Consider the following 24077-nt stretch of genomic DNA (forward strand, 5'->3'; position numbering starts at 1 on the left):
TTTCTCCGCATAAAAATATTGCAGCCCGCATAGTAAAGGAAAATACCTTGTTTGCCCTGAAAACCCTGCGCCGCGAGACCGGCGCACCCGCACTTCCCGCCCTGCGGCTGATTGCCGCCGCCGCCCTGGCGCTGACCCTGGCGGCCTGTTCCAAGCCTGCCGTCAAGGTGGAAGACGTGCGCCCCGTGCGTGCTATCGTGTTGTCTAGCAGTAATGTTGACGTGAGTGCCGAGCTGTCGGGCGAGGTCGTGCCCCGCGTCGTGTCGCAGCTGGGTTTCCGCGTGGGCGGCAAGATCGTCGCGCGCAAGGTCGATGTGGGCGCCAGCGTGAAGAAGGGGCAAGTGCTGATGCAGCTCGACCCCGCCGACTTGCAGCTGTCGCAGGCGCAGGCCAAGGCCTCGCTGGTGAGCGCGGAAACGAACCGCGACCTGGCGCGCGCGGAATTGAAGCGCTACCAGGACTTGCGCGAGAAAAATTTCGTCAGCCAGGCTGTGCTCGATGGCAAGGACGCCACCTACAAGGCGGCGCAGGCGAACGTGGAAGCGGCGCAAGCCCTGTACCGGGGCCAGGCGAACCAGTCCGGCTATGCCAGCCTGCTGGCCGATGCGGACGGCGTCGTCACGCGCATCGAGGCCGAAGTGGGGCAGGTGGTGGCACCCGGCGCGCCCGTGGTGCAGGTGGCCAAGAGCGGCGAGAAGGAAGTCGTGATCGGCATTCCTGAAGACAAGGTGGAGACCTTGCGCAAGGTCAAGGATGTCACCGTGCGCCTGTGGGCCGACCCGCAGCAGGGCTTGCCTGGCAAGATACGCGAAGTGTCGCCCGTGGCCGACGCGGCCACGCGCACCTATCTGGCCAAGGTCAGCATCCCGGACGCGCCGCAAGTGCGCCTGGGCATGACGGCCGTGGTGCAGTTTGCTTCGCAAACGGCCACGCCGCAGATCAAGGTGCCGCTGACGGCCCTGTTCAATGAAAAATCGCAAAGCTCCGTGTGGGTGGTGGAAAACGGCGCCGTGAAGCTGGTCCCGGTGACGGTGGGCGGCGTGGCGGGCAATGAATTGCTGCTGACCTCGGGCGTGAAAGCGGGGCAGACGGTGGTCACGGCCGGCGTCAACCTGCTCAAGCCTGGTCAGAAAGTGACCATCCTCGGCGCCGAACTGGCCAGCAAGCCTGAGGTCGCCGCTGCCGCCGTCAGCGTGGGGGCGGCCAAATGAAGGGCGGCTTCAATCTGTCGCGCTGGGCCCTCGAACATATCCCGCTGACGCGCTACCTGATGGCCGTGCTGCTGATCGGCGGCATGCTCAGCTACGCCAGCCTGGGCCAGGATGAAGATCCCCCGTTTACCTTCCGCGCCATGGTCTTGCAGGCGTACTGGCCCGGCGCCACGGCGCTGCAGATGGCCGAGCAGGTCACGGACAAGCTGGAAAAGAAGCTGCAGGAAACGCCCTACATCAATGAAATCACCAGCTACTCGAAGCCGGGCGAAACCCTGATCCTGCTGGAGCTGCGCGAATCGGCGCCGCCCAAGGAAACGGCCGCCGCCTGGTACCAGGTGCGCAAGAAGATCGGCGACATCAAGGGCACCTTGCCGTCCGGTGTCGTGGGTCCGTTCTTCAACGACGAGTTCGGCGACACGTATGGCTCCATCTTCGCCCTGTCCGGCGATGGTTTTACCTACGCGGAAATGAAGGATTACGCGGACAAGGTGCGCCAGGAACTGCTGGCCGTGGGACAGGTCTCGAAAGTGGAACTGTTCGGCGTGCAGGATGAAAAGATCAATATCATCTTTTCGCACAAGAAATTTGCCCAGCTGGGCATTCCTTTCGATGCCATCGTGCAGCAATTGTCCGAGCAAAACAGCATCAACGCCACGGGCGTGCTGGTGACGCCGACGGATAACCTGCAAGTGCGCGTGACGGGCGCCATGGTCACCGTCAAGGACCTGGAAAACCTGGAATTGCGCGCCAACGGCACCACCTTCCGCCTCGGCGACTTTGCCACGGTGAAACGTGAATTCGTCGATCCGCCCAAGGACAAGATGCGCTTCAATGGCAAGGAAGTGATCGGCCTGGGCGTCTCGATGGAAAAGGGCGGCAACATCATCGATATGGGCAAGGCCTTGCAGGCGACGGTCACGCGCATGAAGAGCGAATTGCCGGTGGGCATAGAGTTGCAGCGCGTGTCGAACCAGCCGGAAGCCGTGTCCGCTTCCGTGGGCGAATTCGTGCACACCCTGATCGAAGCCATTTTGATCGTGCTGGCCGTCAGCTTCGTTGCGCTGGGCTTGCACACGAAGCCGCTGCGCATCGACGTGCGCCCGGGCCTGGTGGTGGCGCTGACCATTCCGCTGGTGCTGGCCGTCACCTTCCTGTTCATGCGCCTGCTCGACATCGACTTGCACAAGATCTCGCTGGGCGCCCTGATCATCGCGCTGGGCTTGCTGGTCGATGATGCCATCATTGCCGTCGAGATGATGGTGCGCAAGATGGAAGAGGGCATGTCCCGCTTCGACGCGGCCACGTTCGCCTACACGTCGACGGCCATGCCCATGCTGACGGGCACCCTGATCACGGTGGCGGGCTTTTTGCCCATCGGCCTGGCCAAGTCGGCCGCCGGCGAATACACGTTTTCCTTGTTCTCCGTCAATGCGCTGGCCCTGATCATTTCCTGGGTGGTGGCCGTCGTCTTCACGCCCTACATCGGCTACATCTTGCTGAAAGTGAAACCACACGCGCATAACGACCATGAATTGTTCGATACGCCGAACTTCCGCCGCTTCCGCCGCGCCGTCACCTGGTGCGTGGAATGGCGCAAGACGACGATTGCCGCCACCCTGGCCATCTTTGCGCTGGGTATTTACGGCTTTAACTTTATCGAAAAGCAATTTTTCCCCGATTCCAGCCGCCCCGAGCTGATGGTGGAACTGTGGTCGCCCGAAGGCACGACGTTTGCTGCCAACGAGAAACAGGTCAAGAAGTTCGAGGCCTTCGTTGGCAAGCTCGACGGCGTGGAAAGCGTCACCAGCTATGTGGGCACGGGTAGTCCCCGTTTCTACCTGCCGCTCGACCAGATCTTCCCGCAGACCAATGTGTCGCAAGTGGTGGTCTTGCCGAAGAGCCTGGCCGACCGCGAACGCTTGCGCCAGCAAATCGTCGATGTCTTCAAGAAAGATTTCCCGGAAGTACGGGGCAGGGTCAAATTGCTGCCGAACGGACCGCCCGTGCCGTATCCCGTGCAATTCCGTGTCACGGGACCGGAAGTGGCGGGTGTGCGCACCATTGCCGACCAGGTCAAGGACATCATGCGCGCCAATCCGAACACCCTGGGCGTCAATGACAACTGGAATGAATCGGTGAAAGTGCTGCGCCTGGACCTGGACCAGGACAAGATGCGCGCGCTGGGCGTCACCTCGAAAACGGTGATGCAGGCGGCCAATACCATCCTGTCGGGCACCGTCATCGGCCAGTTCCGCGAAGACAACAAATTGATCGATATCCAGGTGCGCCAGCCCCTGGAAGAGCGGGCGACGATTTCCGTGCTGAATGACACGAATATCCCGACGGCAACGGGCAAGTCCGTGCCCATCTCGCAGCTGGCCCGCGCGCATTTCGTGTGGGAACCGGGTGTCGTCTGGCGCGACAAGCGCGAATGGGCCATTACCGTGCAGTCGGACGTGATCGACGGCATCCAGGGCGCGACGGTCTCGACGCAACTGGCGCCGCAGCTCGACGCCTTGCGGGCCAAAATGCCGGCCGGCTACCGCATCACGGTGAAAGGCGTGGCGGCCGACAGCGGCGAGGCGGAAGCGTCGATCGCGGCCAACTTGCCGCTGGCCATCTTCATCATCTTCACCTTGCTGATGCTGCAGCTGCACAGTTTCTCGCGTTCCCTGCTGGTCTTCCTGACGGGGCCGCTGGGCGTGGCGGGTGCCGCGTTTGCCTTGCTGCTGCTGCACCGTCCGCTGGGCTTCGTGGCCAACCTGGGCGTCATCGCGCTGTTCGGCATGATCATCCGCAACTCCGTGATCCTCGTCGACCAGATCGAACAAGACATCAACGATGGTTCGGCCCCGTGGGATGCCATCATCGACTCGGCCGTGCGCCGCTGCCGCCCCATCGTGCTGACGGCCGCCGCCGCCGCGCTGGCCATGATTCCGCTGTCGCGTTCGGTCTTCTGGGGACCGATGGCGGTCGCCATCATGGGCGGACTGATCCTGGCAACGGCCCTGACCCTGCTGTTCCTGCCGGCCCTGTATGCGGCCTGGTTCCGTGTCAGGAAGCCCGAGCCGGCGACCGCAAAAGAGGGCTAGTAGGCAGCGCCAAGGTGCAGCCATAAAAAAGGCGGCATTCCTCTGGGAAATCCAGTAGAATGCCGCCTTTGCTTTACCGAGGGCTTGCTCTATCAGTCCACGGTAGCCAGATCGCCCACGAGTTGTTAAAATCAGGGGTGGCAGCAAAGTGGTATGTACAAGCTGCGTACAAAAGATGCGGATGTGGTGGAATTGGTAGACACGCTGGTCTTAGAAGCCAGTGCTTCGGCTTGGGAGTTCGAGTCTCCCCATCCGCACCAATCCGGGTTGTTCCAGCCCGGAAGTGCAGCACCATCAAGTTTTCCCTGAATTCGTATTTCTCAGCCCAATGCGCCCAATGCGGCCAGTTGCCGGCTCGACTGCTGCACCATCTGCACAATCAGTGCCTGCGCCTGCGGGTAGCCGCTTCTTTCCATTAATTTATCATCTTCAGTCAGTGGCCAAAGTGCCTGCAGGACGCGTTGCCGCGCCTGCGGCCAGTGTTGCTCCTGTTTATGTGTTGATGGGGGCAGCTCCCTGTCCAGCATGTGTAGCGCTTGCCGCGTCATCGCCACCTCTTGTTCCGCCTGCAAGTCCAGCGTGTCGCTCTGGGGCGGCGGCTGTTGCGCAAGATAGCTGTCGAGCTTGCGGCTCTGGCGCTCGTACAGGTCGAGCAGCAGGTGCAAGGTGGCGCCGCTGGGCCGCCGCTGCGTATCGAGCGCGTCGAGCACGTCCGGCAGCCAGTGTGTCATCTGGCGCCCGGCCAATCCCAGCTCCGGCCAGGTGGTGCCGAGCAATTGCTCTCCCAGGTAGCGGGCGCGGTCGATGGCGCGCCGGCTGCCGCTCATGTGCTGGCCGATGGGGCCATATTGGGGCGCCAGCGCCGCTTCCTGCCGCTCGGCCAGCAAACAGAGCAGCGCCAGGTGGACATACACGTGGAAGGCGGCCAGCGCGCGATGGGCATCCCAGTAGTGATTGCCGTCATCATCGGGCGCATTCCACAGCGAGCAGACCTTGGCGCCGTCGTCGCGCGCATAGTCGGGCGCCAGCAGGCTGTGGCCGTGGCGGAAGTCGTACAGTTTCTGGTGCAGCGACTCGTGCAGCAAGTGCTCGGCCAGCCACCACGGGTTGCCGATCAGTTCCTGGTTCAGGAACACGCTGCCATTGACGCGAAATTGCGAACTGGACGCCTTGCCGCGCCAGGTGCCCAGCTTGGGGAACAGGGCGATCAATTGCACGTGAGACAGCGCGCTGGCCGTCAGGCGGGGCAGCAGGGTTTCCAGCAGGCGCAGCCCGCGGCGCAGCAGGGCCCGTTCCTGCGGCGTTGGTGTAGCCAGCGGTGCGCCGTAGTTATCTTCCATCACGCCAAGGAAGGCGCGTGCAGACGGCGTGCCTTCCTGCCACGCATGCCAGATATAGGTGTCCTCATCCTGTGGGCTGCCTTCGCCGTGCAAGCGCGCCATCGCCGGCAAATGGGCCACCAGCGGCCCGCCGGCCAAGCCTGCGCGCAAGTGCTCGCGGGCGCCCTGGAACAGCGCTGCGCACTGGGGCAGCGGCAAGCCGTACTCGTCGCCGAGGTGCAGCTGGCGCATGGCGTGCTGGACGGCGCAGCGCAGCACCGTGTCGCCCAGCAGCTGGCGCTGTCGCGCGGGCGGCGCCGTATCGAGCGCGCTGGCCAGCCGTTCGGCCTCGGGCAGGGCGCTGCCCAGCTTGTGCAGCCGCCGCCGGTAGGCGACGGCCAGCTGGTCGCGGATGTAGCCGCTGTCGCCAAAGGCGCGGTGTGTTACCAGCGCCGTTTCCACGGTGGTCAGCACGTCCGCATCCGGTGGTGCGGCGCGCAAGGTCTGCACGGGCTGCATGAGCGGGGCCGGGTCAGGCGACGGTGGGGTGGTCGTGGTCGTGGTGGCCGTCTCCCTTCATGCGCAATTCCATTTCATCGACTTCCGTCTGGATTTTTTGCAGGTCGTCATCCGTGACGCCATCGAGCAGGCGGCTGAGGACCATTTGCAGCTTGGCTTTGGCGTTGCTGGAACTGTCGGGTGCGCTATCGCTCATGATGTTTTCTCCATTAAATTCACTTGGAGACGGCGCGCGCGGCTTAGGTTTGCCTGAAAAATGGCCAAATTGAGGTAAATCAAAGGTTTTTTGGCCGAAATCTTCGCCGTGAGCGCATTTCTTTGTTTCGGACGGGGCGCCAGTTCGCATATACTAATGAACGAAGCAGGCTGGAAAGCCTGTCTCTGGCGAAATAAAGAATGCCGGGGCAAGAGTAAAGACAGGGCCACCGAGGCTGTAGCGATTCGTTCGCTGCCGCTGGTATCCTCTGTGGCCGGGCTGCAAAGCCAGCCACTTTCCCGAAGTCCTTTGTTATAATGCCACGCTTTACCGAATGATGGCCGGCCCTGCATTGACTTAGAAGCAAGGCTGGACGCTCGGAGCCCTGTCGCAGTACTGGAAGCGGCGGATTGTTTGGTGCCTGGTGCGGGTTTTCCCTCAGCCGGGTAGACCAGGTCCATCGTCCTGCTTTCAGTGCTTTTACAGATGAATATGCGAGCGAGTGAAGCTGGACCCATGTCTTGCCGCCAGTGATGGCGCAAGGGGTCGGGTCTTCTTTTCTCGCACCAACAGTGTTTATTTTTTGGACGATTTTTTACATGGCAACTGCAGTCGAAACCTTGGGCAAACTCGAACGTCGTATCACGATCTCCTTCCCGCTGACGGACGTCCGCACGGAAGTTGAGAAGCGCCTGAAAGTGCAAGCCCGTACGGCTAAGGCACCGGGCTTCCGTCCGGGCAAAGTGCCGTTGAAAATGGTCGCAGCACAATACGGCTACCAAATTGAATCCGAAGTGCTGAATGACAAAGTCGGCCGCGCGTTCAACGACGCCGCCAACGAAAACAATCTGCGCGTGGCCGGTTTCCCGAACATCGTGCCGAAAGAAGAAGCAGCCGAAGGCCAGCTGGCTTTCGACGCCACGTTCGAAGTGTATCCGGAAGTCGCCATCGGCGACCTGACGGCCGTTGAAATCGAAACCGTGCAAGCCGACGTGTCGGAAGCCGAAATCGACAAGACCATCGATATCCTGCGCAAGCAGCGCGTGCACTTCCACACCAAGGGCGAAGCTGGCGAACACGGCGACGGCGGTGAGGCTATCGCTGCCAACGGCGACCGCGTGACCGTCGACTTCGTCGGCTCGATCGACGGCGTTGAATTCCCAGGCGGCAAAGCTGAAGGCTACGCTTTCGTGCTGGGCGAAGGCCGCATGCTGCCGGAATTCGAAGCAGCGACCCTGGGTCTGAAAGTAGGCGAGTCCAAGACTTTCCCGCTGTCGTTCCCAGAGGACTACCACGGTAAAGACGTGGCCGGCAAAACCGCCTCGTTTACCATCACGCTGCAGAAGCTGGAATGGGCGCACCTGCCGGAAGTCGATGCCGAATTCGCCAAATCGCTGGGCGTTGCCGATGGCGACCTGGCCAAAATGCGCGAAGACATCAAAGTCAACCTGCAACGCGAAGTCGCTGGCCGCGTGAAAGCACGCAACAAGGAAGCCGTCATGGACGCGCTGATCAAAGTTGCTGAGCTGGAAGTGCCAAAAACCCTGATCGCTCAGGATTCCGAGCGCCTGGCTGAAATGACCCGCCAGGACATGGCGCAGCGCGGCATGAACGTCAAGGACGTGCCTTTCCCAGCAGAACTGTTCGCGGAAAAAGCCGAGCGTCGCGTACGCCTGGGCCTGATCCTGTCGCAACTGGTGGGCGACAACAACCTGCAGGCAACGCCTGAGCAAGTCAAGGCGCAGATCGAAGATTTCGCCCAAAGCTACGAAGATCCACGCGAAGTGCTGAAGTACTACTACAGCGACCGTCGTCGTCTGGGTGAGATCGAAGCCCTTGTATTGGAAGAAAACGTCGTCACTTACGTGTTGGGCCTGTCGAAAGTCACGACGAAAGCAGTTGCTTTCGACGAACTGATGGGAAGCAACGCACAAGCGTAAACCAGTTGGTATCCGGATGCTTGCTCTTGCCGCAAGGTAAGGGCGGTATCCCCTAACTGCTTCACAAGGAAATGAAATGACAGGTATGAACCGTAATCCGGCGCTGGACACAGAGATGCTCGGCCTGGTGCCGATGGTGGTGGAACAAAGCGGTCGCGGCGAGCGCTCGTATGATATTTACTCGCGCCTGCTGAAGGAACGCTTGATTTTCATGGTCGGCCCGGTCAATGACCAGATGGCCAACCTGGTTGTCGCCCAGCTGCTGTTCCTGGAAAGCGAAAATCCGGAAAAGGAAATCTCGCTCTACATCAACTCGCCAGGTGGTTCGGTTTCGGCCGGCATGGCCATCTACGACACCATGCAGTTCATCAAGCCGGACGTCTCGACCCTGTGCACGGGCATGGCTGCTTCGATGGGCGCTTTCCTGCTGGCCGCTGGCGCCAAGGGCAAGCGTTTCTCGCTGCCGAACTCGCGCATCATGATTCACCAGCCGTCCGGTGGTTCGCAAGGCATGGCGTCCGACATCGAGATCCAGGCGAAGGAAATCCTTTACCTGCGCACCCGCTTGAACGGCATCATGGCCGAGCGCACGGGCCAGACGATCGAACAGATCGCCAAGGACACCGACCGCGACCGTTTCATGTCCGCCGACGAGGCCGTTGAGTATGGTTTGATCGACAAAGTGTTGACCAGCCGCGCTTGATGAGCCCCTACCGGTATTGCTAAGCAAGTAAGTAAACGCCCGGGCGATCAAACGTTCGGGCGTTTCGCTTTTATTTCGGGTAGCATGGAGCTTGTGCACGTTGTTGACTTGCGCCATGGATAGCTGCCTTTCCGGCAACTACCGCACTCCGGCTTGCGATTTTGCAATATTGTTAATGCAGTTCCAACCAAAATGCCTTATGTCAGACAAAAAATCCTCTAGCGGCGAAAAATTACTGTATTGCTCGTTCTGCGGCAAAAGCCAGCACGAGGTGAAGAAACTCATCGCCGGCCCGTCCGTGTTCATTTGCGACGAGTGCATCGACCTGTGCAACGACATCATCCGTGATGAAACGTCGAGCATCGAGACGGTGACCGGTACCAAATCCGACCTGCCGACGCCGCAAGAAATTGCCGCCTTGCTCGATCAGTACGTGATCGGCCAGCAGACTGCCAAGCGCATCCTGTCGGTGGCGGTGTACAACCATTACAAGCGCCTCAAGCACCTGGGCAAGAAAGACGACATCGAACTGGCCAAGAGCAACATCTTGCTGGTCGGTCCTACCGGCTCGGGCAAGACCCTGCTGGCACAGACCCTGGCGCGCATGCTCAACGTGCCGTTCGTGATCGCCGACGCCACCACCCTGACCGAAGCCGGTTACGTGGGCGAGGACGTGGAAAACATCATCCAGAAGCTGCTGCAAAGCTGCAACTATGACGTCGAGAAAGCCCAGCGCGGCATCGTCTACATCGATGAAATCGACAAGATTTCGCGCAAGTCCGACAATCCGTCCATCACGCGCGACGTGTCGGGCGAGGGCGTGCAGCAAGCCTTGTTGAAACTCATCGAAGGCACGATGGCTTCCGTGCCGCCACAAGGCGGCCGCAAGCATCCGAACCAGGATTTCGTGCAGATCGACACGACCAACATCATGTTCATCTGCGGCGGCGCCTTCGACGGCCTGTCGAAAGTGATCGCCAACCGTTCCGAAAAGAGCGGCATCGGTTTCTCGGCCACCGTGCGCAGCAAGTCGCAAAGCTCGGCCAGCGAACTGATGTTGCAAGCGGAACCGGAAGATCTGGTCAAGTTCGGCCTGATCCCGGAACTGGTCGGCCGTCTGCCCGTCATCGCCACCCTGGCGGAATTGACGGAAGAGGCGCTGATCCAGATCCTCGTCGAGCCGAAGAATGCGCTGATCAAGCAGTATTCGAAGCTGCTCGAGATGGAAGGCGCGGAACTGGAGATTCGTCCGGCCGCCCTGCATGCGATCGCCAAGAAGGCGCTGGCGCGCAAGACCGGCGCCCGTGGCCTGCGTTCCATCCTGGAACATGCTTTGCTGGACGTCATGTACGAACTGCCGAGCGAACAAAATGTGGTGAAGGTCGTCATCGACGAAAATACCATCACCAGTGGCGCCAAACCTTTGTTGATTTATCAAGAGACTGCCAAGGCCTCCGGAGAAAATTGATTACTGCCGAGACAAATGCATAAAAAGGGTTTTGATTCCTTAATGCATGGCAGTACAATTTAAATCAATGAGTGCAGGCTTCAATCGGAAAGCCACTCGCGGCGCTTAGCTGCGCGTGGCTTTTTTTACTGTGAAAACTGCATTTATTACCGTCATGCGGGTGTGTTTTGCGAAATAGACAGAAAAATGTTTGTTTCACAGAATTATTTATTCTCGCCGGTCTTGTGTTTTGGCAGCGAGCGCCAACATCGTAAACACGCTTTCTATAAGGTACGCCATGACAACTTCCAAATTAACTGAGCAAACTCAACTGCCGTTATTGCCGTTGCGGGATGTCGTCGTTTTCCCGCATATGGTGATACCGCTGTTCGTTGGCCGTCCAAAGTCGATCAAGGCGCTGGAAGCTGCGATGGAGCAGGGCAAGAGCATCATGCTTGCCGCTCAAAAAGCAGCCGCGAAGGACGAGCCGTCTCCTTCGGATATCTATGAAATTGGCTGCGTCGCCAATATTCTGCAAATGCTGAAGCTGCCCGATGGCACCGTCAAGGTGCTGGTCGAAGGCGCACAGCGTGCCCGTATCAACCACATCAGCGATGCGCCGACGCACTTCATCGCCGACCTGACGCCGCTCGAGTCCGAGCCGGGCGACGAGTCGGAAGTCGAAGCCATGCGCCGCGCGATCGTGCAGCAGTTCGACCAGTACGTCAAACTGAACAAAAAGATCCCGCCGGAAATCCTGGCATCCTTGTCGGGCATCGACGATGCCGGCCGCCTGGCCGACACGGTAGCCGCGCATCTGCCTTTGAAACTTGAGCAAAAGCAAGTCATCCTGGAAATTTTCAGCGTGGCCAAGCGCCTCGAGCACCTGCTGGGCCAGCTCGAAGGCGAGCTCGACATCCTGCAGGTGGAAAAGCGCATCCGTGGCCGCGTCAAGCGCCAGATGGAAAAGTCGCAGCGCGAGTACTACCTGAACGAGCAAGTCAAGGCGATCCAGAAAGAACTGGGCGAGGGCGAAGATGGCGCCGACCTCGACGAGCTGGAGAAAAAAGTCGCTTCGGCCAAGATGCCGAAGGAAGCGCTCGACAAGGCCACCAACGAGCTGAAAAAACTCAAGCTGATGTCGCCGATGTCGGCCGAAGCCACCGTCGTGCGCAACTATATCGACACCCTCGTCAACTTGCCTTGGAAAAAGAAATCCAAGGTCAATAACGACCTGTCGAATGCGGAAAAAGTGCTTGAAGGCGACCACTACGGTCTCGACAAGGTCAAGGAACGCATCCTGGAGTACCTCGCGGTGCAACAGCGCGTCGACAAGCTCAAAGCGCCTATCCTGTGCTTCGTCGGTCCTCCGGGCGTCGGCAAGACCTCGCTGGGCCAGTCCATCGCCCGCGCGACGAACCGCAAGTTCGTGCGCATGGCCCTGGGCGGCGTGCGCGACGAAGCCGAGATCCGCGGCCACCGCCGCACCTACATCGGCTCGATGCCGGGCAAGATCCTGCAATCGCTGTCGAAAGTCGGCGTGCGCAATCCCTTGTTCCTGCTCGATGAAGTCGACAAGATGGGCGCCGATTTCCGCGGCGATCCTTCGTCGGCCCTGCTGGAAGTGCTCGATCCGGAACAGAACCACACGTTCTCCGACCATTACATCGAAGTCGATTTCGACTTGTCGGATGTGATGTTCGTGGCCACGTCGAACTCGTACAACATTCCGCCAGCCTTGCTCGACCGCATGGAAGTGATCCGTCTGTCCGGTTACACGGAAGACGAAAAAACCAGCATCGCGCAGCGTTACCTGCTGCCGAAGCAGATCAAGAACAATGGCTTGAAGGAAGAGGAAATCTCGGTGGCCGAGTCGGCCTTGCGCGACATCATCCGCTACTACACGCGGGAAGCCGGTGTGCGTTCGCTCGAGCGTGAAGTGTCGAAGATCTGCCGCAAGGTGGTCAAGATGCTGCTGCTGAAGAAATCCGACAAGAAGGTCATCGTCAACTCGAAGAACCTGGACAAGTTCCTCGGCGTGCGCCGCTACGATTTCGGTGTCGCAGAGAAAGAAAACCAGGTGGGGCAGGTGGTCGGTCTGGCATGGACGGAAGTGGGCGGCGATCTGCTGACCATCGAAGCCGTGTCGATGCCGGGCAAGGGCGGCATCATCCGCACGGGTACCCTGGGCGACGTCATGAAAGAGTCGATCGAGGCAGCCCGTACGGTGGTGCGCAGCCGGGCACAGCGCCTGGGCATCAAGGCGGACGTGTTCGAGAAGAGCGACATCCATATCCACGTGCCGGAAGGCGCGACACCGAAGGACGGTCCTTCGGCTGGCGCGGCCATGACGGTGGCGATGGTCTCGGTCTTCACGGGCATTCCCGTGCGTGCCGACGTGGCGATGACGGGCGAGATCACCTTGCGCGGCGAAGTGTTGCCGATCGGCGGCCTGAAGGAAAAGCTGCTGGCGGCCCATCGCGGCGGCATCAAGACGGTCCTGATTCCTGAGCAGAATGTGAAAGACCTGGCCGACATTCCGGACAACGTCAAGAACAAACTGGAGATCGTACCCGTGCGCTGGATCGACAAAGTGCTGGAAATCGCCCTCGAACGCATGCCTGAAGCGTTGGCGGACGTCGCTGCGGTGGAGGCTGTCACGGCCGCCGCGGCCAAGCCTGATGCGGCCGGCGAGGTAGTAAAACACTAACGTTTTACCCCTGTTTTCCCCAAACAAGCGCTTTTAGAGCGCTTGTTTTATATTGAAACGTGAATTGCGCCCCCAAAGCGCTTGACACATATACAGTGTGGCTTGTTTAATACGCCTGCACATTTTTTTCGCCGGACAGCTGTGGTGCCAAAAGTGCCGCAACGATACGGTAAACGTTTTATACCTTTGTAATTGGGGATGCTAGTGAACAAGACTGAATTGATCGACCACATTGCTGAAAAAGCTGACATTTCCAAAGCCGCCGCTGCGCGCGCACTCGACGCTGTTATCGGCGGCGTGACGGAAACTTTGAAAAACAACGACAGCGTAACGCTGGTTGGTTTTGGCACTTTCTCGGTCAGCGAACGCGCTGAGCGTACCGGCCGCAATCCGCGTACCAAAGAAGCGATCACGATCGAAGCAGCAAAAGTTCCAAAATTTAAAGCTGGTAAAGCTTTGAAGGATGCTGTAAACTAACGGACTTCGGTGAGGTGACAATCACCGGAAACATTTGGCGGCGCCCCCGGGTGCCGCGATTTCAAGGTTGAAGTTCTACGAATCGCAACCTTGAATGCAAATGCAAGTAGTACTGTGTATTTTTCGGAGTGGTAGTTCAGTTGGTTAGAATGCCGGCCTGTCACGTCGGAGGTCGCGGGTTCGAGTCCCGTCCGCTCCGCCAAAAAAATACGCTCTTAAGGAGTGGTAGTTCAGTTGGTTAGAATACCGGCCTGTCACGTCGGGGGTCGCGGGTTCGAGTCCCGTCCGCTCCGCCAGAATATAGAAGCCCGCACTGCTGAATAAGTAGCGCGGGTTTTTCTTTTGCAGCGCCAGATTATCTCGGCGCGCCTGCTTTTAAAATCCCGTCCCGCCGTTTGAATAAAAAAGCCTGCGTTTAAATGCGCTTTAAGCTGCGCCCGGTTTAATGCACGAGTCCGGCGCCTTGCCGTCCATGCGGCGCCAGGGCAGGGCGCGCGCCCTGATTTACTCTTGCTATAGCGCTATGGGCATTGTAGAATCAGGAGATAATGGCTTGGGCGTCAGAATCCTGCTTTAGTTCCAGCGCCAAGTTGTTGAATCTAAAGGGGAAGTGGACATCTGTCCCGTCCATTCCGCCGAAGAAATCAAGGCGAACGCATGTTCGCCTTTTTTTATAGTGATCCACTCATCCCGAATTGGCTGACCATGTTTGAATTTATTCGTACCCATCGACGCTTGATGCAGTTTCTCTTGATGCTGGTCATCGTCCCGTCTTTTGCACTGGTCGGTATCAGCGGCTACCAAAGCTTCGGCGACGGCGCGAACACCATCGCCAAGGTCGGCGACCAGGTCGTTACGCAGCAGCAATATGAAGAAGCGCAACGCCAGCAGATCGACCGCTACCGCCAGATGATGGGCGAGCAGTTCGACCAGAAAATGTTCGACACGCCGGAAGCGCGCCAGAGCATCCTCGACAACCTGATCGCCGAGCGCGCCGTGGCCGCCGAAGTGGGCCGTAGCCACCTGGTCATCAGCGATGCCGTGCTGCAAAAAGAAGTGCTGGATATCCCCGGCTTGACCTTGCCGGACGGTAAATTCGACCTGGAACGCTACAAGGCCATGCTGGCCGCCCAAGGCATGACGCCGCAGATGTACGATGCGCGCCGCCGCAGCGACCTGGCCCTGCAGCAACTGGCCGGCGCCGTGCAAGGCACCGCCTTCGCGCCAAGCACCGTCTCCAAGCGCCTGTCCGACATCACGTCGGAAGAGCGTGAAGTGCAGGAACTGCTGTTGCCGATCGCCCAGTACGTGCCGGAAGTCAAGGTCACGGACGCCATGATCAAGGCTTTCTATGACAAGAACAGCAAGTTCTTCGAAATCCCGGAACAAGCCAAGATCGAATACGTCGTGCTCGACGACAGCGCTGCGGGTGAGCAAGTCGACGTCAGCGACGCCGACGTGACTGCCTACTACGCGAAGAACCAGAAAGCCTACACGACGCCAGAAGCGCGCCAGGCCAGCCACATCCTGGTCGCCGTCAAGAAAGATGCATCGGCCGCCGACAAGGCAGCCGCCAAGGCCAAGGCCGAAGCGATCCTGGCGGAAGTACGCAAGGCGCCTGCCAGCTTCGCCGCCGTGGCGAAAGCCAAGTCGGAAGACCCGGCTTCCGCAGAGCAGGGCGGCGACCTGGGCGTGATCGGCAAGGATGGTTTGCCGGCACCGCTGCTGAGCGCTGTCGCGAAACTCAAGCAAGGCGACATCAGCGATGTCGTCGCTTCCGATTTCGGCTACCACATCCTGACCGTCACCTCGCTCAAGCCGCAGCACGTGCGTGCGCTGGACGAAGTGCGCGGCGAAATCACGGCCGACCTGCGCAAGCAGTTTGCTGCCAAGAAATACTCGGAAATGGCGGAAACGTTCACCAATACGGTCTACGAGCAATCGGACAGCCTGAAGCCGGTGGCCGACAAGCTGAAGCTGAAAGTGGAAACCGCCGCCAACCTGTCGCGCACGCCGTCGCCGGCACTGGGCAAGGCGCCGTTCAACAACGCCAAGTTCCTCACCGCCATCTTCTCGAACGACTCGCTGAAGGACAAGCGCAACACGGAAGCCGTCACCGTCGCACCGAACGTGCTGATCGCCGGCCGCGTGGTGGAATTCAAGCCCGCTTCGAAGCGTCCGCTGGCCGAAGTCGAAGCGATGATCCGTCAGCGCGTGACGCTGGAAGAAGCGGAAAAGCTGGCCAAGAAAGCGGGCGAGACCAAGCTGGCCGCCTTGAAGGCGTCGGGTGATGCGACGGGCTTCGGCGCGGCGCAATGGGTGTCGCGCAGCAAGCTGGACGGCATCAACCGTGCCGCCATCGCGCAAGTCATGAAGGCGGACACGAGCAAGCTGCCAGCCTACGTGGGCGCGGACTTGCCAGCCCTGGGCTACGGCATCTACCGCATCGCCAAGGTGCAGCAGCCGGCGCAAGTCGATGCGGCGCGCCGCCAGCAAGAAAAAGATCAGATCGGCGGCATCCTGGCACAACAGGAAATGTTCGATTACGTCGAATACCTGAAAGCCAAGGCCAAGGTGAAGATCGTCAAGCCGGTCACCGCGCCAGCGGCCCCAGCGCCAGCGCCGTAAGATTTAGTTTCCACGCATAAAAATAGCCGCTTTCGAGCGGCTATTTTTTTGTCTGCAGAATTTGTGGACTTACTTGGCTTTCAGCAACGGCGCCAGTTGCGGCCAGATATTTTTCAAAATGGTCGGATGCGCCTTGGCATTCGGGTGCATGCGGTCGGCCTGGAACAGCTGCGGCTGGTCGGCGATGCCTTCGAACATGAAGGGCACGAGCGGCGCCTTCCATTCCTTGGCCAGCTTGCCGTACACGCTATAAAATTGTTCACCGTATGCGCGGCCATAGTTGGGCGGCATGCGCATGCCCACCAGCACCACCTGCGCGCCCGATTTTTTTGCCGCCTCGCCCATGGCGCGCAGATTCGCTTCGGCAGCCGCCACGGGCAAGCCGCGCAAGCCGTCGTTGGCGCCCAGTTCGATCAGCACGACGTCGGGCTGGTGCTTGGCCAGCAGGGCGGGCAGGCGGGCGCGGCCGCCGCTGGTGGTCTCGCCGCTGATGCTGGCGTTGACGATGCGCGTGTCGTTCTTTTGCGCTTGCAGCCGCTGTTCCAGCAGCGCCACCCAGCCAGTACCGCGCGCCAGTCCATATTCGGCCGAGAGGCTGTCGCCGAGCACCAGCAGCGTTTTTGGTGCAGAATAGGCGTTCGTCATGCCTGACACCAGGAGCAGGGCTGCCGCAGGAAGCAAGGACAGGGTGCGCCGCCGCAGGCGGTTGTCGCCCTTGACACTTATTTGTTCACGAAATTTTTTAAGATAGATCAGCATGCCCGAATTCCCTAAAGCGACTTCCACCAGTTTTCTCCCGTCAGAAGCGGCAGCCCGGCGGCCTGCCGCACTCAACAGTCAAAACAGCCAAAATGCCCGGCCGGCCATCGAAGTGGTCCAGCTGGCCAAGCGCGTACCCGATGCCGATGGTGAGCTGACCATCCTGCATCAAGTCGATTTTACCGTGCAAACGGCGGAGACGCTGGCCATCGTCGGCGCCTCCGGTTCCGGCAAGTCCACCTTGCTGGGCTTGCTGGCGGGACTGGACACGCCCAGCGACGGCAAGGTCATGCTCGACGGTACCGATATCTTCGCGCTGGACGAAGACGGCCGCGCCGGTTTCCGCAAGGAAAAGCTCGGTTTCGTGTTCCAGTCGTTCCAGCTGCTGGCCCACCTGACGGCGCTGGAAAACGTCATGCTGCCGCTGGAATTGCGGGGCGACCCCGATGCGAAGGAAAAGGCGCAAGCCATGCTGGGCAGAGTCAACCTGGGCAGCCGCCTGAAACACTATCCGAAATACCTGTCCGGCGGCGAGCAGCAGCGCGTGGCCCTGGCGCGCGCGTTCGTCACGGAGCCGCCGCTGTTGTTTGCCGATGAACCGACGGGCAGCCTGGACGCCGCCACGGGCGAGGCCGTGATCCAGCTGATGTTCGAGCTGAACCGCGAACGGGGTTCGACCCTGGTGCTTGTCACGCACGACAGCTTGATCGCGGCCCGTTGCGGCCGCACGATTACCATTGCGGCGGGCAGGCTGGTGTGATTGCGGCGCGTGTTTGTCGGAGTACGCGTTCCGCTAATCCGACCTATTTGCCTGCCATCATCGCAGCCGTAGGTTGGATTAGCGCAGCGTAATCCAACACACCCACGCCATACGCTTATGCCGACAAGGCATTGATCAACCTGCGTATCGCCGGGATCAATTCCCCCGCCGTCAAGCCGATCGGGCCGCTGCCTGCCGCCACCAGCGCATCGGCCGCCGCGCCGTGCAGCCAGACAGCGCCAAGCGCCGCTTCCCATTCCGGCCAGCCCTGCGCCAGCAGGCTGCCGCACAGGCCGGACAACACGTCGCCCGTGCCGGCCGTCGCCAAGGCGGGGCCGCCCGTGTTGTTGACGACCACCTGGCCATCGGGCGCGGCGATCACCGTGCCCGACCCTTTCAATACGACGATCACGCCCAGCTGCGTGGCCAGCTGGCGTGCCGCGCCCAGGCGGTCGGCCTGCACCTCGGCCACCGTCATGTCGAGCAGCCGCGCCGCTTCCAGCGGATGCGGCGTCAATATCGTCGCCCCTGCGCCCGTGCGCACGGCCAGCGCCGATTGCAGCTCCGGTTCGGCCGCCATCAGGTTCAGCGCGTCCGCGTCCAGCAGCAGCGGGCTGTCGCTGTCAATGGCCCGCTGCAGCAGTTCCACCGTATCGGCGTCGTCGCCCAGGCCCGGCCCGGCCACCAGCGCGGCAAAGTGCAGGCCGGAGAAATCCACGTCCTGCGCGCGGCGGCACATCAGTTCAGGCTGGCCGCTGTCGAAGGCGGGCGGTGCGTCGGGAAAGGCGATATACACTCTTCCCGCGCCCGCATGCAGGGCCGTGCGGGCCGCCAGGATGGGTGCGCCGGCCATGCCTTGCGCGCCGCCGATGATGGCCACGCTGCCATAGCTGCCCTTGTGCGTATTCTGCCGGCGCGGCTGCAACTGGCGCGCGAACAGGTGCAGGCCGCCCAGCTGGGCCCTGGCGGGCGGCAGCAGGGAAGGGTCGATGGCCAGGCTTGCTACTTCCACTTCGCCCGCGTAGTCGCGGCCGTTTGCCGTGTGCAGGCCGGGCTTGTCGCCGATGAAGGTGAGCGTATGCGTGGCGCGGATGGCGATGCCGTCGACGGCGCCCGTGTCCGCGTGCAGGCCGCTGGGCACATCGAGCGCCAGCACGGGACAATCGAGCTTGTTGACCAGCTGCGCCATGTCGCGGCATTCGCCGTCCAGCGGGCGCGACGCGCCGATACCGAACAGGCCATCGATCACGAGGTCCCACGGCGCGGCGCCCACGGCGGCCGAGGCCATGCTGGTCGTCGCTTCCATGCAGCGCGCCGCGCTGTTGCGGGCGCGGCTCAGGGCCTGTTCGCGTTCGGGCGACGTGGCCGGTGCTTCGGGCGCCAGCCAGACGAGCACTTCGAGGCCGCTGCCGGCCAGGTGCGCGGCCGCTTCCAGCGCATCGCCGCCATTGTCGCCGGGGCCGGCCAGCACCAGTACGCGCCGGTGGCCCGCGTCGCCGTCTTCCTGTGCGTGCAGCAGCTTCAGGGCGGCGCTGGCGGCGGCCTGGCCAGCGCGCTGCATCAGCAGCCCTTGCGGCAGGTCGCGCATGGCCGCTTGTTCGATGGCGCGCAGTTCGGCGATGGCATACAGCGGTGTTGCAGAGTCGATCAGGGTCATGGAGCACATTCCGTTAGTCAGCATGTCTTCAACATAAGGCCGAAGCGGGCGAAAGGCAAGGCGCGCACGCCTGAAACGCGTCCCTGTTTGGCGGCTACAATAGCCATCTCATTAGGATCACACTCAGGCACGGGGGCAGGACGATGGACTGGCAATTCTGGATCGACCGGGGCGGCACTTTTACCGACATCGTGGCGCGCCGTCCTGACGGCAGCCTGGCCACGCACAAGCTGCTGTCGGAGAACCCGGGCCAGTACCGCGACGCAGCGCTGGCCGGCATGCGCCAGCTGATGGGCCTTGCGCCCGGCGCGCCGCTGCCCGTGGAGCAGGTGGGCGCCATCAAGATGGGCACGACGGTGGCGACCAACGCGCTGCTCGAACGCAAGGGCGAGCCCACCGTGCTGGCCATCACGCGCGGTTTTCGCGACGCCTTGCGCATCGCCTACCAGAACCGCCCGCAGCTGTTCGCGCGCCAGATCATCCTGCCGGAACTGCTGTACGGCGACGTGATCGAGATCGATGAACGCCTGGGCGCCCATGGCGACGTGGTGACGCCGCTCGACGAGGCGGCTGCCCGCGCCGCGCTGGAACAGGCTTATGCGCGCGGCGTGCGCGCCATCGCCATCGTGCTGATGCACGGCTACCGCTACCACGCGCACGAGGCGCGGCTGGCGCAGCTGGCGCGCGAGGTGGGCTTTACGCAGGTGTCCGTGTCGCACGAGGTCAGCCCCATGATGAAACTGGTGGCGCGCGGCGACACCACCGTCGTCGACGCCTACCTGTCACCGATCCTGCGCCGCTACGTCGACCAGCTGGCGATGGAGCTGCCCGGCGTGCGCCTGCAATTCATGCAGTCGAACGGCGGCTTGACGGATGCGCGCGCCTTCCAGGGCAAGGACAGCATTTTGTCCGGCCCCGCCGGCGGCATCGTCGGCATGGTGCGCGCCAGCGCGCTGGCCGGTTTCGACAAGGTCATCGGCTTCGACATGGGCGGCACCTCGACGGACGTGTCGCATTACGCGGGCGAGTTCGAGCGCGTGTTCGAGACGCAGATCGCCGGCGTGCGCATGCGCGCTCCGATGATGAGCATCCACACGGTGGCCGCCGGCGGCGGCTCCATCCTGCATTTCGACGGCGCCCGCTACAAGGTGGGGCCGGACAGCGCGGGCGCCAATCCCGGTCCCGCCAGCTACCGGCGCGGCGGCCCGCTGGCCGTCACCGACTGCAACGTCATGCTGGGCAAGCTGCAGCCCGCCTTCTTCCCCCGCGTCTTCGGCCCCGACGCCGATGAAGCGCTGGATGCGGCCACGGTGCGCGCCCAGTTCGAGGCGCTGGCGCGCACGGTGAACTCGACGCCGGAGCAGGTGGCCGAAGGTTATATCGCCATCGCCGTGGGCAATATGGCCAACGCCATCAAGCAGATTTCCGTGCAGCGCGGTCACGACGTCACCGACTATACCTTGACCAGCTTTGGCGGCGCGGGCGGCCAGCACGCCTGCCTCGTGGCCGATGCGCTGGGCATGCGCACGGTCTTCATCCACAGTCTTGCGGGCGTGATGTCGGCCTACGGCATGGGCCTGGCCGACCAGAGCGCCATGCGCGAACAGGCCATCGAGGCCAGGCTGGGCAGCGACCTGGCGCGCCAATTCGAGACCTTGGGCGCGCAGGCGCGGGGCGACTTGCTGCGCCAGGGCGTGGAGCTTGATCGCATCGCGCTCGTGCAACGCGTGCACCTGCGCTACGAAGGCACGGATTCGACCCTCGTCGTGCTGTTCGACACGGTGGCCGGCATGCAGGCGCAGTTCGAAGCGGCGTACAAAAAACGCTTTTCCTTTTTGATGCCGGCGCGCGCCCTGATCGTCGAAGCCATTTCCGTGGAAGCCATCGGCGCGTCCGATGCGCCGGAACCGGCCGCGCCCGCGTATGCGCCCCGTGAAGGCGCTCTGGCGCCCGTGCAGACGGTGGCCATATACTGCGCCGGCGCGTGGCGCGACAGCGGCCTGTATGCGGCGGACAGCCTGCGTCCCGGCGACACTATCGAAGGCCCGGCCATCGTCAGCGACGCCAATGCCACCACCGTGATCGAGCCGGGCTGGCGCGCGGACGTGACGGCGCACGGCCATTTGATCTTGCGCAGAGTCGTCGCCGTGCCGGAGCGTGTCGCCATCGGGACGAATGCCGATCCCGTGATGCTGGAAATTTTCAACAAGCTATTCATGTCGATCGCGGAGCAGATGGGCCTGCGCCTGCAGAACACGGCCCATTCCGTCAACATCAAGGAGCGGCTCGATTTCAGCTGCGCCATCTTCGACGCCCAAGGCCACCTGATCGCCAACGCGCCGCACATGCCCGTGCACCTCGGTTCCATGGGCGAGAGCATCCGCACCGTCATGACGCGCAATGCCGGTGCCATGCGGCCCGGCGACGTCTTCATGCTGAACGACCCGTATCACGGCGGCACGCATTTGCCCGACGTGACGGTCATTTCCCCCGTGTTTGACGAAGCGGGCGACGCCATCCTGTTCTATGTCGGTTCGCGCGGCCACCATGCCGATATCGGCGGCACGACACCAGGCTCGATGCCGCCCGATTCCACGCGCATCGAGGAAGAGGGCGTCCTGATCGACAATTTCAAGCTGGTCGACGGCGCCACCGGTTTGCTGCGCGAAGATGACACCCTGGCCCTGCTGGCGAGCGCCAGCTGGCCCGCCCGCAACCCGCAGCAGAATTTGGCCGACCTGCGCGCCCAGGTGGCGGCCAACCAGAAGGGGGCCGAGGAACTGCATAACATGGTCGCGCATTTCGGTTTGCCTGTCGTGCAAGCCTACATGGGCCATGTGCAGGACAACGCCGAGGAAGCCGTGCGTAGGGTCATCACGACCTTGAAGGATGGCAGCTATGCGCTGGACCTGGACAACGGCGCGCGCATCCAGGTGGCGATCACGGTAGACGTCGCGCAGCGCAGCGCCGTCATCGACTTCACGGGCACATCCGCCCAGCTGCCGAACAATTTCAATGCGCCGTCCGCCGTCTGCATGGCGGCCGTGCTGTACGTGTTCCGCACCCTGGTCGACGACGACATTCCGCTCAATGCGGGCTGCCTGAAGCCTTTGACCGTGATCATCCCGACCGGCTCCATGCTCAACCCGCAGTACCCGGCCTCCGTCGTCTCGGGCAACGTGGAAACCTCGACCTGCATCACCAACGCCCTGTACGGCGCGCTGGGTGCGATGGCAGCCTCGCAAGGCACGATGAACAATTTCACGTTCGGCAGCGAGCAATACCAGTACTACGAGACGATAGCGGGCGGCTCGGGCGCCGGCCCCGGTTTCGACGGCACGGACGTGGTGCAGACGAACATGACCAATTCGCGCCTGACGGACCCGGAAATCCTCGAGTGGCGCTTCCCCGTGCGGCTCGACAGCTACAGCATCCGTGCCGGTTCCGGCGGCGCGGGGCGCTGGCATGGCGGCAATGGCGGCGTGCGCCGGATGCGCTTTTTGGAACCCATGACGGCGGCCATCCTGTCGAACAACCGCATTGTTCCGCCGTTTGGCATGGATGGCGGCGAGGCGGGTGCGCTGGGGCGCAACTACGTCGAGCGCGCGGATGGCACGGTGGAGCAGCTGGCGCATATCGGCAAGACCGCCATGCAGCCTGGCGACGTGTTCGTCATCGAGACGCCGGGCGGCGGCGGTTACGGCACGCCCTGACGGGGAAGGTCAGTTCAGGGCGCCGCCGCCCAGGCGCAGTTCGATCAGTTCCAGCATGCCTTGCGCGGCGATGGACAGGGTGCGCTGCGTGGCCAGCAAAATAGGGCGCTCCGGCTGGCCGCGCGCCAGCGGCACGGCCACCAGGTTCAGTTTGCGGAACTGGAACAGGGTCAGCGCCGGCACCAGCGCCACGCCCAGTCCATGCTCGATCAGGCCGGCCACGGTGGCCAGGTGCTCCACTTCCAGGCCGCTGTCGCGCACGGCGATGCCTTGCGTGAGCAGCTCCACGTGCTGGCGCACGCTGGTCGACTTGGCCAGGTGGATCAGTTCGCAACCGGCCAGGTCCGCCAGCCGCAGGCGGCGTTTGGCGGCCAGTGCATGGTCGCGCCGGCACACGAGGTAGAACGGGTCGCTGCACAGGGTGCGCGTGTCGAATTCGGCCAGCCGGGCGCTGGGCGCCGTGATGGCCAGGTCGACCTTGCCCTGCCTGAGCAGGTTCAGGCACTGGTCGGACAGCGCGTCGTGCAGCTGCACCTGGACGCCCGGATAGCTGGCGCGGTATTCGGCGATCACGGCCGGCAAGCCATGCGCGGCCAGCGAGGGCAGGGCGGCGATGGCCACGCGCCCCTTGCGCCGCGCCACATAGTCGCCCAGGTTGCCGAAGGCTGCTTCCATGTCCGCCAGCAGCGTGCGCGCCACCCCGACAAACATCTCGCCTTCCACCGTCAGCATCACGTTGCGCGTATCGCGCTCGACCAGTTTGGCGTTCAAGGCCGTTTCCAGCTTCTGGATCACGGCGCTGAAGGCCGATTGCGATAAATGGCAGCGCTCGGCCGCGCGCGTGAAGTGGCGGCAGTCGGCCAGGGCGACAAACGCTTGCAGCAGCTTGCTGGAGATATTCGGCAGCATAGTTTGACCCATCCAACGTTTGATCCATAAAACA

General features: G+C 62.1%; 15 protein-coding genes and 3 tRNA genes. 13 read left to right on the forward strand and 5 right to left on the reverse strand.

Annotated features, from left to right (window positions below):
- Positions 1-47: 47 nt before the first annotated feature.
- The 3 genes from ACQ4WQ_RS10105 (at position 48) to ACQ4WQ_RS10115 (ending at position 4566) form a co-directional block, all read left to right on the forward strand.
- Positions 48-1211 (forward strand): efflux RND transporter periplasmic adaptor subunit, encoded by a 1164-nt coding sequence (locus tag ACQ4WQ_RS10105; protein WP_436496666.1) that lies wholly within the window; start codon positions 48-50, stop codon positions 1209-1211.
- Entirely contained in the window at positions 1208-4306 is a 3099-nt protein-coding gene (locus ACQ4WQ_RS10110; RefSeq protein WP_326456173.1) for an efflux RND transporter permease subunit, read from the forward strand. The genes ACQ4WQ_RS10105 and ACQ4WQ_RS10110 overlap by 4 nt, the downstream gene beginning before the upstream one ends.
- 177 nt (positions 4307-4483) lie before the next feature.
- Positions 4484-4566, forward strand: a tRNA-Leu gene (locus ACQ4WQ_RS10115).
- Positions 4567-4626: 60 nt separating this feature from the next.
- Here ACQ4WQ_RS10115 and ACQ4WQ_RS10120 read toward each other — a convergent pair.
- On the reverse strand, positions 4627-6144 hold the full coding sequence (locus tag ACQ4WQ_RS10120; protein WP_436496668.1) for a hypothetical protein: 1518 nt from the start codon (positions 6142-6144) through the stop codon (positions 4627-4629).
- A gap of 13 nt (positions 6145-6157) precedes the next feature.
- Positions 6158-6340, reverse strand: coding sequence for a hypothetical protein (locus ACQ4WQ_RS10125; RefSeq protein ID WP_436496670.1), 183 nt, complete (start codon positions 6338-6340; stop codon positions 6158-6160).
- Positions 6341-6939: 599 nt separating this feature from the next.
- On the opposite strand from ACQ4WQ_RS10125, the gene tig reads away from it, so the two are divergent.
- The 8 genes from tig (at position 6940) to ACQ4WQ_RS10165 (ending at position 16245) form a co-directional block, all read left to right on the forward strand.
- On the forward strand, positions 6940-8280 hold the full coding sequence (gene tig / locus ACQ4WQ_RS10130; RefSeq protein WP_046685568.1) for a trigger factor: 1341 nt from the start codon (positions 6940-6942) through the stop codon (positions 8278-8280).
- 85 nt (positions 8281-8365) lie between these two features.
- On the forward strand, positions 8366-8983 hold the full coding sequence (gene clpP / locus ACQ4WQ_RS10135) for an ATP-dependent Clp endopeptidase proteolytic subunit ClpP (protein WP_369811567.1): 618 nt from the start codon (positions 8366-8368) through the stop codon (positions 8981-8983).
- Between the two features lie 199 nt (positions 8984-9182).
- Positions 9183-10451 (forward strand): ATP-dependent Clp protease ATP-binding subunit ClpX, encoded by a 1269-nt coding sequence (clpX, locus tag ACQ4WQ_RS10140; protein ID WP_010398446.1) that lies wholly within the window; start codon positions 9183-9185, stop codon positions 10449-10451.
- A 277-nt stretch (positions 10452-10728) separates the two neighbouring features.
- Entirely contained in the window at positions 10729-13140 is a 2412-nt protein-coding gene (gene lon, locus ACQ4WQ_RS10145; protein ID WP_034751007.1) for an endopeptidase La, read from the forward strand.
- 204 nt (positions 13141-13344) lie between these two features.
- Positions 13345-13617, forward strand: a complete 273-nt coding sequence (locus ACQ4WQ_RS10150) for an HU family DNA-binding protein (protein ID WP_010398442.1) — start codon at positions 13345-13347, stop codon at positions 13615-13617.
- Positions 13618-13742: 125 nt separating this feature from the next.
- Positions 13743-13819: transfer RNA gene (locus ACQ4WQ_RS10155), tRNA-Asp, on the forward strand.
- Between the two features lie 17 nt (positions 13820-13836).
- Positions 13837-13913 (forward strand) — tRNA-Asp (locus tag ACQ4WQ_RS10160).
- Between the two features lie 409 nt (positions 13914-14322).
- A complete protein-coding gene (locus ACQ4WQ_RS10165) occupies positions 14323-16245 on the forward strand; it encodes a SurA N-terminal domain-containing protein (protein ID WP_436496673.1) in 1923 nt (640 codons plus the stop codon).
- Between the two features lie 69 nt (positions 16246-16314).
- Here ACQ4WQ_RS10165 and ACQ4WQ_RS10170 read toward each other — a convergent pair whose 3' ends face one another.
- A complete protein-coding gene (locus ACQ4WQ_RS10170; protein WP_436496675.1) occupies positions 16315-17004 on the reverse strand; it encodes an arylesterase in 690 nt (229 codons plus the stop codon).
- On the opposite strand from ACQ4WQ_RS10170, the gene ACQ4WQ_RS10175 reads away from it, so the two are divergent.
- Positions 17003-17764, forward strand: a complete 762-nt coding sequence (locus ACQ4WQ_RS10175; protein WP_436496677.1) for an ABC transporter ATP-binding protein — start codon at positions 17003-17005, stop codon at positions 17762-17764. The genes ACQ4WQ_RS10170 and ACQ4WQ_RS10175 overlap by 2 nt on opposite strands.
- 115 nt (positions 17765-17879) lie before the next feature.
- Here the strand turns inward: ACQ4WQ_RS10175 and ACQ4WQ_RS10180 are convergent, their stop codons facing one another.
- Positions 17880-19421 carry an NAD(P)H-hydrate dehydratase gene (locus tag ACQ4WQ_RS10180; RefSeq protein WP_436496679.1) on the reverse strand — a complete coding sequence of 514 codons (1542 nt, stop codon included), beginning with the start codon at positions 19419-19421 and terminating at the stop codon, positions 17880-17882.
- A 143-nt stretch (positions 19422-19564) separates the two neighbouring features.
- Here ACQ4WQ_RS10180 and ACQ4WQ_RS10185 point away from each other — a divergent pair, with 143 nt between their 5' ends.
- Positions 19565-23134, forward strand: coding sequence for a hydantoinase B/oxoprolinase family protein (locus tag ACQ4WQ_RS10185; RefSeq protein ID WP_436496681.1), 3570 nt, complete (start codon positions 19565-19567; stop codon positions 23132-23134).
- A 9-nt stretch (positions 23135-23143) separates the two neighbouring features.
- Here ACQ4WQ_RS10185 and ACQ4WQ_RS10190 read toward each other — a convergent pair whose 3' ends face one another.
- A complete protein-coding gene (locus ACQ4WQ_RS10190; RefSeq protein WP_436496683.1) occupies positions 23144-24043 on the reverse strand; it encodes a LysR family transcriptional regulator in 900 nt (299 codons plus the stop codon).
- Positions 24044-24077 lie beyond the last annotated feature (34 nt).

Origin of the sequence: Janthinobacterium goodfellowi, assembly GCF_051380695.1 — a bacterium.
Taxonomy (GTDB): Bacteria; Pseudomonadota; Gammaproteobacteria; order Burkholderiales; family Burkholderiaceae_D; genus Janthinobacterium.

Excerpts from the sequence above, each read along its gene's own strand:
- ACQ4WQ_RS10110 (WP_326456173.1), top strand. The coding sequence starts at position 1,208 with ATGAAGGGCGGCTTCAATCTGTCGCGCTGGGCCCTCGAACATATCCCG.
- ACQ4WQ_RS10120 (WP_436496668.1), bottom strand. The coding sequence starts at position 6,144 with ATGCAGCCCGTGCAGACCTTGCGCGCCGCACCACCGGATGCGGACGTG.
- ACQ4WQ_RS10125 (WP_436496670.1), bottom strand. The coding sequence starts at position 6,340 with ATGAGCGATAGCGCACCCGACAGTTCCAGCAACGCCAAAGCCAAGCTG.
- tig (WP_046685568.1), top strand. The coding sequence starts at position 6,940 with ATGGCAACTGCAGTCGAAACCTTGGGCAAACTCGAACGTCGTATCACG.
- clpP (WP_369811567.1), top strand. The coding sequence starts at position 8,366 with ATGAACCGTAATCCGGCGCTGGACACAGAGATGCTCGGCCTGGTGCCG.
- clpX (WP_010398446.1), top strand. The coding sequence starts at position 9,183 with ATGTCAGACAAAAAATCCTCTAGCGGCGAAAAATTACTGTATTGCTCG.
- lon (WP_034751007.1), top strand. The coding sequence starts at position 10,729 with ATGACAACTTCCAAATTAACTGAGCAAACTCAACTGCCGTTATTGCCG.
- ACQ4WQ_RS10165 (WP_436496673.1), top strand. The coding sequence starts at position 14,323 with ATGTTTGAATTTATTCGTACCCATCGACGCTTGATGCAGTTTCTCTTG.
- ACQ4WQ_RS10175 (WP_436496677.1), top strand. The coding sequence starts at position 17,003 with ATGCCCGAATTCCCTAAAGCGACTTCCACCAGTTTTCTCCCGTCAGAA.
- ACQ4WQ_RS10170 (WP_436496675.1), bottom strand. The coding sequence starts at position 17,004 with ATGCTGATCTATCTTAAAAAATTTCGTGAACAAATAAGTGTCAAGGGC.
- ACQ4WQ_RS10180 (WP_436496679.1), bottom strand. The coding sequence starts at position 19,421 with ATGACCCTGATCGACTCTGCAACACCGCTGTATGCCATCGCCGAACTG.
- ACQ4WQ_RS10185 (WP_436496681.1), top strand. The coding sequence starts at position 19,565 with ATGGACTGGCAATTCTGGATCGACCGGGGCGGCACTTTTACCGACATC.
- ACQ4WQ_RS10190 (WP_436496683.1), bottom strand. The coding sequence starts at position 24,043 with ATGCTGCCGAATATCTCCAGCAAGCTGCTGCAAGCGTTTGTCGCCCTG.